The sequence below is a fragment of the Xanthomonas euroxanthea genome, from assembly GCF_903989455.1.
Classification (GTDB): domain Bacteria; phylum Pseudomonadota; class Gammaproteobacteria; order Xanthomonadales; family Xanthomonadaceae; genus Xanthomonas; species Xanthomonas euroxanthea.
Map to the genome: position 1 here is coordinate 3734217 of NZ_LR861803.1, position 14025 is coordinate 3748241.

General features: G+C 65.9%; 9 protein-coding genes. 6 read left to right on the plus strand and 3 right to left on the minus strand.

Annotated features, from left to right (window positions below; translation table 11 throughout):
* Positions 1-24 precede the first annotated feature (24 nt).
* Positions 25-1887 carry an SLC13 family permease gene (locus H7A86_RS15630; RefSeq protein WP_104648908.1) on the plus strand — a complete coding sequence of 621 codons (1863 nt, stop codon included), beginning with the start codon at positions 25-27 and terminating at the stop codon, positions 1885-1887.
* A gap of 241 nt (positions 1888-2128) precedes the next feature.
* On the opposite strand, the gene H7A86_RS15635 is transcribed toward H7A86_RS15630, so the two are convergent.
* Positions 2129-2470: a Rieske (2Fe-2S) protein gene (locus H7A86_RS15635; RefSeq protein ID WP_104583667.1), complete on the minus strand. Its 342-nt coding sequence runs from the start codon at positions 2468-2470 to the stop codon at positions 2129-2131.
* 250 nt (positions 2471-2720) lie between these two features.
* Here H7A86_RS15635 and H7A86_RS15640 point away from each other — a divergent pair, with 250 nt between their 5' ends.
* The 5 genes from H7A86_RS15640 (at position 2721) to H7A86_RS15660 (ending at position 7187) form a co-directional block, all read left to right on the plus strand.
* Complete coding sequence (locus tag H7A86_RS15640; RefSeq protein WP_104583668.1) at positions 2721-2996, plus strand: hypothetical protein; 276 nt, start codon at positions 2721-2723, stop codon at positions 2994-2996.
* Between the two features lie 219 nt (positions 2997-3215).
* Positions 3216-3929 carry a fumarylacetoacetate hydrolase family protein gene (locus tag H7A86_RS15645; RefSeq protein WP_104583669.1) on the plus strand — a complete coding sequence of 238 codons (714 nt, stop codon included), beginning with the start codon at positions 3216-3218 and terminating at the stop codon, positions 3927-3929.
* Between the two features lie 60 nt (positions 3930-3989).
* The gene (mscL, locus tag H7A86_RS15650; RefSeq protein WP_024940317.1) at positions 3990-4421 is read left to right on the plus strand and encodes a large-conductance mechanosensitive channel protein MscL; all 432 of its coding nucleotides are present in this window, start codon (positions 3990-3992) and stop codon (positions 4419-4421) included.
* 110 nt (positions 4422-4531) lie between these two features.
* Positions 4532-5950, plus strand: coding sequence for a M20/M25/M40 family metallo-hydrolase (locus tag H7A86_RS15655; protein ID WP_119131064.1), 1419 nt, complete (start codon positions 4532-4534; stop codon positions 5948-5950).
* 184 nt (positions 5951-6134) lie between these two features.
* Positions 6135-7187 (plus strand): LacI family DNA-binding transcriptional regulator, encoded by a 1053-nt coding sequence (locus tag H7A86_RS15660; RefSeq protein WP_119131063.1) that lies wholly within the window; start codon positions 6135-6137, stop codon positions 7185-7187.
* Positions 7188-7423: 236 nt separating this feature from the next.
* On the opposite strand, the gene H7A86_RS15665 is transcribed toward H7A86_RS15660, so the two are convergent.
* Positions 7424-10360, minus strand: a complete 2937-nt coding sequence (locus tag H7A86_RS15665; RefSeq protein ID WP_119127561.1) for a TonB-dependent receptor — start codon at positions 10358-10360, stop codon at positions 7424-7426.
* Between the two features lie 139 nt (positions 10361-10499).
* Positions 10500-13970, minus strand: a complete 3471-nt coding sequence (locus tag H7A86_RS15670) for a glycosyl hydrolase 2 galactose-binding domain-containing protein (RefSeq protein ID WP_119131062.1) — start codon at positions 13968-13970, stop codon at positions 10500-10502.
* Positions 13971-14025 lie beyond the last annotated feature (55 nt).

Consider the following 14025-nt stretch of genomic DNA (forward strand, 5'->3'; position numbering starts at 1 on the left):
CCGACTCCCCATTCCCGGCCCCTAATGGATACCGCGCTGACACTGACCAACGATATGAAGCTCGTCCTCGGGCTGGTCGGTTTCACGATGGCGATGTTCCTGTTCGAGCGCATTCGCGCCGATGTGGTGGCGTTGATCGTGCTGGTGGTGCTGGGCGTCACCGGGCTGGTGGCGCCGGAAGAACTGTTTGGTGGTTTTTCCGGTAACGCGGTGATGAGCATCATCGCCACCACCATCCTCGGTGCGGGGCTGGAGCGCACCGGTGCGTTGAATCGCCTGGCGACCTGGTTGCTGCGGCGCTCGCACGGCAGCGAACAACGCCTGATGATGATGACGCTGGCCATCTCCGGCCTGAACTCGTCCTTCATGCAGAACCCGTCGGTGATGGCCTTGTACCTGCCGGTCGCCTCGCGGCTGGCCGCGCGCACCGGGCTGACCCTGCAACGCATGTTGCTGCCGATCGCCGCGGCCATCGTGATGGGCGGCGCGCTGACCATGGTGGGCAATTCGCCGCTGATCCTGCTCAACGACCTGCTGGTGTCGGCCAACAACAACCTGCCCTCGGGCATGGCCAGCATCGAGCCGTTGACCATGTTCGCGCCGCTGCCGATCGGCGTGGCCTTGCTGATCGCTGCATTGCTGTACTTCCGTTTCTACGGCGACCGCAAGCTGATCGAGGAAGAACGCCTGATCAACGAAGGCGTCACGCCCTCGCGCACCGAGAGCTATTTCGCCAAGACCTACGGCATCGACGGCGACGTGTTCGAGCTCACCGTCAGCGCCGAAAGCCCGCTGGTCGGCATGACCCTGGGCGAGGCCGAGGCGCTGCACGACGCGCCCTTGCTGCTCGCCTTGAAGACCGGCAACGACACCCGCCTGGCGCCGCCGGCGGACATGCGCATCTGGGTCGGCAGCGTGCTCGGAGCGATGGGGCCGCGCCAGGAAGTGACCGACTTTGCGCAGAACCAGTTCCTGCGCATGTCCTCGCGCCTGCGCAACCTGGGCGATCTGTTCAATCCCAGCCTGGCCGGCATTTCCGAAGCATTGATTCCGCCCAACTCGCGGCTGATCGGCAAGACCGCCGCCGAGTTGCGCCTGCGCAAGCAGAGCGGCATCAGCCTGCTGGCGATCAACCGCGACAAGCAGGTGATCCGCGAGGACGTGCGCAACGTGCCGCTGCGCGGCGGCGACATGCTGGTGTTCCACAGCATCTGGCAGGACCTGGCGCAGGCGGCGGAAAGCCGCGACTTCGTGCCGGTGACCGACTTCCCCAAGGGCGAGCAGCGCCCGCACAAGTTCAAGATCGCCATGGCGATCTTTGCCTTCACCATCCTGATCGCGCTGACCTCGCGGCTGCCGGTGGCGCTGACCTTGATGACCGGCGTGGCCTGCATGCTGGTCAGCGGCGTGCTGCGCATGGACGAGGCCTACGCCTCGATCAACTGGAAGACCATCTTCATGATGGCCGGCCTGATTCCACTGGGCTGGGCAATGGACAGCAGCGGCACCGCGGCCTGGGTGGCCGGCCACACCATCGACCGCCTGCCCGAGGGCATTCCGGTGTGGGCGCTGGAAATCAGCCTGGCGCTGCTGACCACCGCGTTTTCGCTGGTGATCAGCCATGTCGGCGCCACCATCGTGATGGTGCCGATCGCGGTCAATCTGGCACTGGCGGCCAACGGCAACCCGACCGCGTTCGCGCTGATCGTGGCGTTGTCGGCGTCCAACAATCTGATGACCGCCTCCAACCCGGTGATCTCGATGGTGGCCGGCCCGGCCAACTATCAGCCACGCGAGCTGTGGCGCGTGGGCGCACCGCTGTCGCTGATCTACGTCGTGGTCATGGTCTCGATGATCAACCTGATGTTCTGGTGGGCAGCGCGCTGAACCGGCGTCGTGGCCGGCGACGGCGATCGCTGCAGATATGCGCGCAGATGGATCGATCATCGATGGTGCACCGTCAGGCGCATTGCACGCCCGATCGCCAGACACGAGACGCGGCGACGGCGCCACCTGCTGCTTGAAGCTGGCCGACGACTGCTGGCGATGTCCTGCCAGCCGCGCTTTGCTCCAGCCTCGGCACGCGGACGTTGTGCTGGATCGTGTGACGCGGCCTTAGAGCGGCAACCTAGCCAAGGACCACCTGCGTCCCCTCGATGCGTACCGGCACCGCCAGCAGCGATTGACCGCGGCACGGCCCGCTGATGCATTCGCCGCCACTGAGCTCGAACGCCGCGCCGTGTGCCGCGCAGACCAGGTGGCCTTCCTTGGTCTTGAGGAACTGGCCGGGTGCCCAATCCAGCCGCCTGCCGGCATGCGGACAGACGTTCAACCAGGCGCGTACCTGTGCACCATCGCGATACAGCACCAGCGACTCCGCGCCGCCGTCCCACACCGCTTCGACTTCCAGAAATCCGGCATCGGGAATCTGCGCCAGGTCGGCAAGCGTGGTGGGCGATGGCGAAGACATGCGGTCTGCTATGGGAGAACGGACTGCGATTGTGGCACGCGCCTGCATGGCGCCGACGCCATGCGATAGCCGCCACGCATGCATCTACTGCGCTCACGAATGCGCGTTCCTGGCGACCGGACGCCCTACTTCTAGCCCACTGGATGTGATGGACTTAACAAAACAGGCCATTGTTTAACGAAGTTTTCACTCAATGACATGAAACCGCAACGATACTGCGGGCCTGTTTCCTGCCCGGCAGCCCACCGCCATGCCTGCACGTCTCTTCCAATTCGGCAACCTCCACCACCTGTTTGCCCCGCGCAAGCCGCGTCACCCGCTGGTGCGCGTTGCCGCCGGCCTGGCCGGTCTGGTCATCCTTGCCGTGCTGATCTTCTTCAGCGTGTTCGTGGGCGCGGCGATGATCCTGGGCGGCATCGCCTGGAAGCTGCTGAGCAAGTCGAACCGTCGCGCGCCGCAACAGACACGCGTGGTCGAAGCCGAGTACCGCGTGGTGCGCAAGCCCGCACTGCCGTTGTCGCACTGAAGCACCACGCCACCGCCATCCGGCGCGGTGGGCATTGAATGCTGATATCACTGTGCGCATGAGCTGACCGGCATGCGCGCTTTCGCCTGCGCCGACGCAGACCGTGATCGCACGCACTGCCGGCCAGGCGGCGCGATGCACTCAACGCGCAGCACGGCGGTTCCGTCATGCACGGCCAAACGGCTAGACTCAGCTGCCCCGTTCCCCAAGGATGCGTGCATGACCCACGATGTGATTCCCGCCGCCGACGTCCCGCGCATTCCGGTGGTTGGTGGCGGCAACTTTCCGGTGCACCGCATCTACTGCGTCGGCCGCAACTTCGCCGATCACGCGCGCGAGATGGGCGCCGCAGCGCCTGCCTCCAGGGCCGAACGGGGCCAGCCGACCTTTTTCATGAAGCCTGCCGATGCGATCGTGGTCGGCCACGGCGACCACATTCCGTACCCGCCCGGCACCAAAGAACTGCACCACGAAGTGGAGCTGGTGGTGGCACTGGGCAGCGATGCGCCGGCCGGCGAGTTGCCGGTGGATCAGGCAGAGGCGCTGATCTATGGCTACGGCGTGGGCCTGGACCTGACCCGACGCGATCTGCAGGCCGCCGCCAAGGCCAAGGGCCTGCCGTGGGACATCGCCAAGGGCTTCGATCACTCCGCGCCGATCAGCGAGCTGGTGCATGCCGGCGAAGTGGGTGCGCTGGAGGCATTGAACCTGTCGCTGGAGGTCAACGGCCAGGTGCGTCAGCAGTCGTTGCTGGACCAGATGATCTGGAACGTGCCGGAAATCCTGCATGAGCTCTCCAAACTCTATGCGTTGCGCGCGGGCGATCTGATCTTCATGGGCACGCCGGCCGGTGTCGGCCCGCTGCTGCCGGGCGATCAATTCAGTGCACGTCTGGAAAACGTCGCCGAGCGCCACGGCATCATCGCGGGCTGACACGCCGCCCGCTACGATCACGCCGCGGCAGTTGGTCCGCGACCGCATCTGGAGTGCGCTATGGGAATGGTCAGCGAATTCAAGCAATTCGCGATGCGTGGCAATGTCATCGACCTGGCGGTCGGTGTGGTTATCGGTGCAGCGTTCGGCAAGATCGTCACCGCGCTGGTGGAAAAGATCATCATGCCGCCGATCGGCTGGGCCATCGGCAACGTGGATTTCTCACGCCTGGCCTGGGTGCTCAAGCCTGCCGGCGTCGATGCCACCGGCAAGGAAATTCCGGCGGTGGCCATCGGCTACGGCGATTTCATCAACACCGTCGTGCAGTTCGTGATCATCGCCTTCGCGATCTTCATGGTGGTCAAGCTGATCAACCGCCTGACCCACCGCAAGCCGGACGCCCCCAAGGGCCCGAGCGAAGAAGTGCTGTTGCTGCGCGAGATCCGCGATTCGTTGAAGAACGACACGCTGAAGACACCAGGCGTGCCGTAAGCGGGCACATCCATTGCGCAACGTCGCGCAGGAGGATGACCTTTCGCACGCAGACGGGGGACCTCGCGCTGATAAGCTCGGGGTCCCCCTTGTCGTTGGAGCCGCCCTGCATGCGTCGCCTCGCTGTTGCCATCTCTGCCCTACTCGCTTGCGCACCCGCGCTCGCCGCACAGACCACCATCGCCGATAGCGCACTGCGCACCGCCGCGCAGCTGCGCGAGCAGGCCTTGGCCGACGACACCGGCTTTGCGGTGGTGGAATCGTTGACCACCGAAGTGGGCCCGCGCATTGCCGGTGGCGAGGCCGATCCGCGCGCGGTGGCCTGGGCCAAGGCCAAGTTCCAGTCACTGGGCTTCGACAAGGTGTGGACCGAGCCGGTGCGCTTTCCCAAGTGGCAGCGGCGCAGCGAACAGGCCACAGTGATCGGTGCGCATGCGCAGCCCCTGCACATCACCGCCCTGGGCGGCAGCCCGGGTGGCACCGTCGAGGGCGAGGTGGTGCGCTTCGACAACCTGGCCGCACTGCAGGCCGCACCGGCCGGATCGCTGGCCGGCAAAATCGCATTCGTCGATTACCAGATGACCAAGGCGCGCGACGGCAAGGATTATGGCAATGGCGGCGCGGTGCGCAGCAAGGGCCCGTCGGAAGCGATCCGCAAGGGCGCGATCGGCTTCGTGATGCGCTCGGCCGGCACCGACTCGCACCGCGTGCCGCATACCGGCATCACCCGTTTCGACGAAGGCCTGACGCCGGTGCCGGCAGCAGCGTTGTCGGTGCCCGATGCCAACCAGCTCGCGCGCCTGGCCGCGCTGGGCAGCACGCGTGTGCGGCTGGCGCTGGATTGCGGCTGGGATGGCACGGCGACTTCGTACAACGTGATCGGCGAAATCACCGGACGCAGCAAGCCCAAGGAAGTGGTGGTGATCGGCGGGCACCTGGATTCCTGGGATCTGGGCACCGGCGCGATCGACGATGGCGCCGGCGTGGCGATCACCATGGCCGCGGGCCACCTGATCGGCCAGCTCAAGCAGGCGCCCAAGCGCACGATTCGCGTGGTGGCCTTCGCCAACGAGGAGCAGGGCCTGTACGGCGGCAAGGCGTATGCGGCCGCGCACGGCAAGGATGCCAAGGACATGGCGCTGCACCAGATCGGCGCAGAGAGCGACTTCGGTGCCGGGCGCATCTATGCGTTCAACACCGGCTCGGCGGCACCGGAAGACTCGCGCGCCGCGACCAAACAGATTGCCGAGGTGCTCGCGCCGTTGGGCATCGCGTATGTGCCGGACAAGGGCGGCCCCGGCCCGGACGTCGGGCCGATTTCCGCCAAGGGCGGCGCATGGGCATGGCTGGCGCAGGACGGCACCGACTACTTCGACCTGCACCACACCGCCGACGACACCCTGGACAAGATCGACCCCAAGGCGCTGGCGCAGAACGTGGCGGCCTACACGGTATTTGCATACCTGGCGGCCGAGGCCGATGGCGATTTCGGCAGTCGCGCGAAAAGCGTGCAACCGCCGAGCGAGTAACTGCGACGGAAGACGTCGCAGGTGTCTTTGTTGAGGGCGAGCGGCACGGATGACGCGCATGCTGCGCGTTGCCTGTGCCGATACCTCCATCGACAGCGAGTGCCAGCGGCCAGGCACTCGCGGTTGCTGCAGGCCTCGCGCTACCTGCTGCCCCTTCGCTTACACTCCAGGACGAGCACACACAATGGCGGCCAAGCGCCAACGCAGTGCCAACAATGCAGCGACCTTGCTGGATGTCGCCAAGCACGCCGGGGTTTCGCCGATGACGGCCTCGCGCGTTATCAACCGTCACCCGCATGTCGGCGAGGACATGCGCGTGCGCGTGGAAGCCTCGGTGCAGGCATTGGGGTACCGGCCCAATCTGGCAGGCCGTTCGTTGCGCACCAGCGGCCTGTTGCGCATCGGCGTGCTGTACAGCAATCCCAGCGCGGCCTACCTCAATCAATTCATGCTCGGCCTGCTCGAGCAAAGCAGCCTCAATGGCAGCCAGGTGCTGGTGGAAAAATGCGGTGCCATCCGCAGCCAGCGTGCCGCCACCGAACGCTTGCTGGCAGCCGGCGTGGACGGCGTGATCCTGCCGCCCCCGTTATGCGATTCGCGCCAGACCATCGCCGAACTCGATGCACGCGGCATCCCGGTCGTGGCGGTGGCGAGCGGCGCACCGATGGCGCAGATCAGCTCGGTGCGCATCGACGATTACCAGGCCGCGCGCGCCATCGTCGACCACCTGGTTGAACTGGGCCATCGCCGCATCGCATTGATCAAGGGCGACCCCAAGCACACGCCAAGCGCGTTGCGTGCCAATGGCTATCTCGACAGCCTGCAGGCCGCTGGCCTGCCCGTGGCCGAGGAATTGATGGCAGAGGGTCTGTTCACCTATCACTCCGGCCTGCTCGCCGCGCGCAGCCTGCTCGCGCAGGCGCAACCGCCCTCCGCCATCTTCTGCAGCAACGACGATATGGCGGCTGCGGCCGTTGCGGTCGCGCACGGCCTGGGCTTGCGCGTACCCGAGGATGTCTCGGTCGCCGGCTTCGACGACACCCCGGTGGCCACCACCATCTGGCCCGAACTCACCACCGTGCACCAACCGGTCACTGCGATGGGCCGCGCCGCGGTGTCCTTGCTGGCCGATGCGATCCGCCAGCGACGCAAGGGCGATCCCGCAGCGGGCGTGCACCAGGTGATGAAGTACACCGTGGTCAAGCGCGGCTCGACGGCCGGGCCGCCGGCGCGGTAAGTGCTGCATCGATCGGCATCGTGTAACGCCTGCGCCATCACACACAAAAAAACGGCCACATCGCTTCCCGACGATGCGGCCGAATGGGAGGGTGCCTGACGTTGCCGTCAGGCGTACTGCAGCGCCGCAATCAACGGCGACGGGAAGAAAGCGCAATGACCGCCTGGAGAGTGACAACAGCGAAACATGTGCGACACGGCGCGGGGGTGCGCCATGTCGCACAACGCACAGCCGGATCAGAAGCGCAGACGCAGGCCGGCGTAATAACGACGCTCGAAGATGTTCTGGTCGTAGTAGTGGTTGGTCCACTGCGCGTAGCGCCGCTCGCTTTCGCCGGTCAGGTTGGTTGCCTGGGCGTACAGGGTCAGGTGGTCGTTGACGTCGTAGCTGAAGGACGCATCGAGATAGCCGACGTCGTCGTTCCAGATCGCCAGCTCGTCGCCCCACGCACCGCTGTTGACCTGGCTGAAGCGCTTGCTGCGCCAGTTGTAGGCCACGCGTGCCTGCAACTTGTCCTTCTGGTACCACAGCACCGCGTTGGCCTGGTGCTTGGAGTTGTCGCCGATCGGCAACGTATTGCCTTGGATATCGGTGTTGTCGGTGTCGGCATCGGAGAAGGTGTAGTTGATGTTGGTACCGAAGCCGCTGAGCCAACCGGGCAGGAAGTCGAAGGCCTGTTGATAGCCGACTTCAAAGCCCTTGATCTTGCCGCCGCCGCCATTCACGATGCGCTCCACCGGGCCACCCAGCCGCGCCACGCCATCGGCGTCGGGCAACAGTTCGATGTTGGTCACCGTGGTGGGGAACGACTTCACGTCGATCAGGAACGCACCCACGCTGACCAGCGACGCATCGGAGAAATACCATTCCCACGAGGCGTTGTAGTTGGTGGCGCGATACGGATCGAGATCCGGGTTACCGGAGCGGCCATTGAGGAACAGCACCGCATCCGAGGGCAACGCAGGGTTGCGCGGCGGCGTGCCATTGACCGCGTAGAAGCTCACCAGCCCGCGCCCGAGATCGGGCAGGTCCTGGCGCGCCACCGCCTTGTTGTAGGCAAAGCGCAGCTTCTGCGCGTCGGTGATATCCAGCGACAGGTTGGCGGTGGGCAGCACGTCGGTGTACTGACGGTTCAGGCGATTGGTGCCGATCGCCGGGCTGACGCCGTTCCATTCGACGTTGCCGATGAACACGTTGCCGCTGCTCAGGTACTGGTCGATCGCCAGCTTGGTCTGCACGATGCGCGCGCCGATGTTGGCCGTCCACGGCACCGCGCTGCCGGTGCCGCCTTCCAGGTTCGCCAGGAAGTACGCCGCGGTGCTCTTTTCGGTGACCTTGTAGGAATCGGCGGCCTGCTGGTAGGCCACGTTGCCCGGGTACAGGCTGTTGAGGTAGCCCACCGGGTCCTTCATGACCTGCGGGTTGATCGCCGGCAGGCCCTGGCTGCCCAGGCCGGTGACCCTGAGCGGATCGAAGTCGTTGAAGTAGGCCCAGTAACCGGGGATCGAATTGAACGGCAGCAGGCGCGCTTCGGAGACGCCGCTGCAGGTGTCCACGATCAGCGGATCCTTGAAGTAGTACAGCGAGCGGTTGGGGTCGGCGCAGCTGGTGGACACCGGCGACAGGTAGCGATAGGTGTCCAGCTTGACCTCGCGCTCACCGTAACGGATGCCGAACTGGAAGCCGCGCACTACGCCCTCGTCGAACTCGAAGGTGCCATCGGCGCGGAACGCGTCCATCGTCGCTTCGATCTTGTTGCCCTGCGCCCAGGTCGACATCAGCTGCCAGTTGTCCGGGTTGGACACATCGGTGCCGAGGTTGACCGCCGGATAGGTGCCCCGGAAATCCACCGAGGCATCCACCGTCGGCAGGCCATTGGCGTTGGCCCATTGCGTCACGCCGCCGGCGCGGGTGATCTGGTCGCCGCGTGTCACCACCGCATCGGCACGCGCTTCGTCGTAGGTGCGCTGCGCATCGCCATGCACCCAGCGGAACGAGGCACGGAAGGGGCCACCATCGTCGAAGCGCAGTTCCAGATTGGTGTTGAGCGCGTCCGAGTCGGCGACGCCGGCCATCGAGTGGGCCTGGAAGCGGTTGTAGCGGAACTGGCCGTATTCCAGCACGCCATTGGAATCGACCACCGACCCGGGCTGCAACTGGTTGGTGGCCCAACCGGTGTGCAGCTGCGCGGCGACCGAGGTGTCCTGGTCTTCGAGCTTGGTGTAGGCCGCATCGGCCAGCACCGTCCACGAATCGTTGATGTTGAACTGGAACGAGCCGTTGATGCCGGTGCGCTGGCGATCAGTGCTGCGGTTGTCCAGCTCGGTGGCGACCCAGTTGTAGAAGTAGTCGCGCGGCAGGTTGGACGGATCGGTATTGCTGCCGATGCGCCCGTCGCCGTTGAAATCGAAGCCCACGTTCTGCTCGGTGGATTTCTGCGCGCCATTGGAATACACGCTGGGATGCTTGTTCTCCAGCGTGGCATCGGAGTACGACACCGCCAGCAACGCGCCCCAACGCTCGGTGCGGAAACTGGCCAGGCCCGAGTACAGCTCGTTGAGTTCCTGCACGCGGTCGCCGTAGGAGCCTTCGGCCTGGCCGCTGAAGGTCCAGCCTTCGGGCAGGTCGAACGGGCGCCGTGTCTTGAGCGAAACCGTACCGCTGATGCCGCCATCCAGGTCCGCTGCGGTCGGCGATTTGATCACGTCCACGCCGCTGAACAGCGTCGGCGGGATGTCGACGAAATCCGGCTGCGCGCGGCCGATGTTCGGCTGGCCGTACTGGTCGCCGCCACCGGCGCTCAGGTACAACTCTCCGTTCATGGTGGTCTGCACCTGCGGCATGCCGCGGATATTGAGCTGCGAGCCCTCGCCGGCCGAACGCCGGATCTGCACGCCGGGCACGCGCTGCAGCGAATCGGTGATGGTGACATCGGGCAATTTGCCGATGTCCTCTGCAGAGATCGAGTCGATGATCTGCGCGGCGGTGCGCTTGTTCTCGATGGCCTCGGCCTGCGCGCCGCGCACGCCCTTGACCATGACCTTGTCCAGGTCGGTGACCCCGGCGGCAGCGCTGGCGTCCTGTGCGTTTGCGCTGCCGGCCAGCAGGGTGAGTGCAGCCGCCAGTGCGGCGACCAATGGGGTGTGGCGGGTGTTCGCATGCAGCTTGTTCATGGTCCCCTCCCAGGGATGACGACAATCCACGACCGTTTCGAATGGCATTGCAGCAACGGCAATGCGGTATTGGCTGACGCGCGATCGGCGCATCAGTGCGACCGCCGTGCGGACACGGCGTGGCAACCTGTCGGCGCCGCTACGGAAGCCCGCTGGCGACGCCTGTTGATGGTTCGACATTCCAGCCCCGCACCTGCAGCGTGGCGTTGCGCAGGCTTGCCGCGGACGGGCCGCGAATCTCGACCTCGCGCTGCTCGCCCGGCACCAGGCTGAGGTAGTTGTCGCTGTAGTACGCCGGCAGGATGCGTTGGCCCTGCGCGTCCACCAGGGTCAGCTTGGTGTTGAGCGCCACCTGCTGCGAAGCATTGCGCACGGTGGCGCGCAGCACCGGCTCGGCACCCTCCTGCAGTTGCGTGCTGAGCTGCACCGGCACTGCCGCCAGCGCATCCAGGCCACGCATGGCTGCCGCATCGCGCGCCACCCAGTAGAAATTGCGCGAACGCACGACCGCATCGCGATCGAGCAATTGCAGCCGCACAAAGCCCAGCCCGTTGGTGTCATTGAGCAACGGCGCCAGTTGCAGCACCGGTGCCGAGACCGCAACGGGCGCGGCGTCCACGGCCTGTTCGCGCTGCTGCAGCAATGCGCCATCGCTGCTGTAGACCTCTGCACGCACGCGCAGGCCGCGCACCGGGTCGCTGGCATTGTTGACCACCACCACGTCGTGGCCGGGCAGGTTCATCTGCACATGCAGCATCTCTGCCGCATTGCGCACACCGTAATAGGCCGCATGGGTGTCGTAGTCGTGGCTGTAGATCTGCCACATGTTGCTGGGCCAGGCCGGATGGCTCATCCACAGCAGGCGCCCGCTGTTCTTGGTCCACAGCTGCGCGTTGAAGCCTTCGAAGATGGCGCGATGGGTGTCGTAGTTGAGCAATTGCGCCTTGCGCTCAAAATCTTCCAGGCTGGTGGGCGCACCAAGCTTGTCGGTGAGCGAACGCATGAAGCTGGCGGTGTCGCCGTTACCGGACTGGTGCCAGTCGTGATAGGCCCAGGCATCGCTGATCGGCCACTGGTCCTGCGCCGCCGGGACGGAGGCCTTGAACGACTCCAGGGTGGAGAACGACGGCGTGCCCACTTCCACCGAAAAGCCCTGTGCCAAGGCGTTGAAGTACCCCACCGGCTCGCGGTAGTTGTACGGGCCGCTGCCCTGCAGATTGACCTGGTTGGAACTGCCGGTGTACCAGCGCGTGCCATCGAGCTCGGCCACCAGCGCATCCAGGCCTTCGTTGAGGATGGGTGCGGGCACGCCTTCGTTGCGGCCGAACCACAACACGATGGACGGATGGTTGCGGAAGCGCTTGATCACCTCGGCGGCATTGTCCAGGAACAGCGCCGCATCGGCCGGCTCCATGTTGTAGTTCTGGGTGGACTGCCAGAAGTCGTTGAGCACCAGCATGCCGTATTCGTCGGCCAGCTCGAAGAAGCTGGCTTCGGTGTTCTGCCCCACCCAGTTGCGCACCACATTGAAATGCGCATCGCGCTGCAGGCGGAAGTACGGCTCCAGCCGCTCGCGCGAGACGCGCTTGCGCCAGTCGTCCATGCCCCAGTTGCCGCCCTTGACGGCAATGCGTACGCCATTGATGCGGATGGCCAGGTAAGGTGCCAGCGCGTCGTCACTCAGCGGCGTGACCGCCGGCGATGCCTGCGCGCCGGGATAGAACGATTGCGCATCGCCTCCGGGCACGGGGCGGATCGCACTGTGGCGGGCATCGACAATGCGTTCACCACGCTGACGTGCCTTGTTGAAATCCACCAGCACGCGGCGCAGCGCACCGTCCTGGTCGAACAGCGACAGTTCGTAACCGACTTCGCGAATGCCAAAGCGCAGCTGCTGCGTATCCGACGGTGTATCGGCCACCTCGACGCTGGCCTGCAAGGTATACAACGCAGGCTCGCCATAGCCGTTTGGCCACCACAGGCGCGGATTGGCGATGACCAGCTGCGGCGTATCGGCGGCACTGAGCGTGAGCGTGGTACCACCGGCCGGCACGTTGACCTGCCGCTGGATGCGCACATCGCCGACGGCCAGTTGCAGGGTGCCCTGCACCGCCGCGGTACTGTCGTTGCGCAATGGCACGCTGATTTCAAGCTCGGCACGCCGATGATCCGGGGCCAGCCGCGTCGTCACCACCCGGGTGTCGCCAAGCGCCAGCGGCCCGGTGGCGTGCAACTGCACGTCCTGCCACAGCCCGGCATTGCGATCGCGTACCGCCGGAATCCAGTCCCAGCCTTCGCTGGCGATGAATGTCGGCCCATCCAGCGCCTGCACACCGCCATTCTCGCCCACGCCTGCGGTCATCGATTGCTCGTGCGCGATGCCAGGATGCGGCGGCGGCGAGACACGCACTGCGATGATGTTGCGGCCAGCCTTGAGCTGCTTGCTGACATCGAAGCGGCCGCGTGCGAACGCACCGCGCGTACGCCCGACCTGCGTACCGTTGACCCAGACCTCGCCCGCATAGTTGATGCCGTTGAACAGCAGCTCCAGCCGCTTGCCCTGGGCTGCAGCAGGCAGATCGAAACGGCTGCGGTACCACCAGTCCTGCCGGCTCAGCGATTCGGGAATGGCCATGTTGTTGAGACCGATATCCGGATCCGGATACACGCCCCGGTCGACCAGCGTGGTGAGCACCGTGCCCGGCACGGTGGCCGCGTGCCAGGCCGCGGCACCGCCGCTGTCATCACCGCGCGACAGGCTGGCGCCCGTGGCCTGCCCCAGTTCCGGCGCAGCAGCCAGTTCCCACGCACCGACCCGCCATGCCGCCGCATCCAGCGGCTGCAACGCGGGCGTCGGTTGTACCGGCTTGGCGACCGGCGCAGAGAAGGCAGCCGCACTGCGCGGCAGCGTTGCCGGCGGCTGCGGTGCGACCTGGCCAGCCATCTGCTTGACCTGGACCTGCCAGGCCGGCGAGGCGTCTTCGAAACGCTGCAAGGCCTGATCCGGCGCCTTGGCCGCAAGCTGCGCGATGGCCGGCGCCTCCAGTGCAGCGGCGTGCGCGAGGAAACCGGCAATCTCGCCACCGAAGTGCTGCGTATAGGCGGCGGGCTGCTCGCGCGGACCAAACATCAGCACGGGCGCGACCGCGCTCTGGCGTACCGCACCGCTGGCGACCTGACGGCCATTGGCGTACAGCGTCAACCGCCCCGCTTTCGCCACCGCAGCCACCTGCGTCCAGGTCCCCGCAGGCAGCGCCTGCTTGCTGCGCAACACCGTATCTGCGCCCTGCACGAAGGCGAGCCTGCCGTTGTCGATTGCGAAGTAACGCCCGGCCGATTTCGCATCGCCCAGACCGGCGATCAATGCCGGGCCTGCATTCGCGCGCGAGGGACGCACCCAGCCGGACACGCTCCAGTCTGCGTCGGCAGCCAGCAACGGCGCATCGGCGGCAAGCTTCTTGGCCAACCCCATCCCGCCCGCCAGTACGCGGACATCGTAGGGACCGGTCGATCGCACATCGACGGGCGCAGCCTCCACTGCAGCCCAAGCCATGCAACCACATACCACCCACAGCGCTCCACGGCGGAACGCCTTGCGAACCATCAGCATTAGAGGCCTCTCCCAAGCTCTACTGCCAAGCAACGGTACACATCGCGACAACGCA

Excerpts from the sequence above, each read along its gene's own strand:
- H7A86_RS15630 (WP_104648908.1), top strand. The coding sequence starts at position 25 with ATGGATACCGCGCTGACACTGACCAACGATATGAAGCTCGTCCTCGGG.
- H7A86_RS15635 (WP_104583667.1), bottom strand. The coding sequence starts at position 2,470 with ATGTCTTCGCCATCGCCCACCACGCTTGCCGACCTGGCGCAGATTCCC.
- H7A86_RS15640 (WP_104583668.1), top strand. The coding sequence starts at position 2,721 with ATGCCTGCACGTCTCTTCCAATTCGGCAACCTCCACCACCTGTTTGCC.
- H7A86_RS15645 (WP_104583669.1), top strand. The coding sequence starts at position 3,216 with ATGACCCACGATGTGATTCCCGCCGCCGACGTCCCGCGCATTCCGGTG.
- mscL (WP_024940317.1), top strand. The coding sequence starts at position 3,990 with ATGGGAATGGTCAGCGAATTCAAGCAATTCGCGATGCGTGGCAATGTC.
- H7A86_RS15655 (WP_119131064.1), top strand. The coding sequence starts at position 4,532 with ATGCGTCGCCTCGCTGTTGCCATCTCTGCCCTACTCGCTTGCGCACCC.
- H7A86_RS15660 (WP_119131063.1), top strand. The coding sequence starts at position 6,135 with ATGGCGGCCAAGCGCCAACGCAGTGCCAACAATGCAGCGACCTTGCTG.
- H7A86_RS15665 (WP_119127561.1), bottom strand. The coding sequence starts at position 10,360 with ATGAACAAGCTGCATGCGAACACCCGCCACACCCCATTGGTCGCCGCA.
- H7A86_RS15670 (WP_119131062.1), bottom strand. The coding sequence starts at position 13,970 with ATGCTGATGGTTCGCAAGGCGTTCCGCCGTGGAGCGCTGTGGGTGGTA.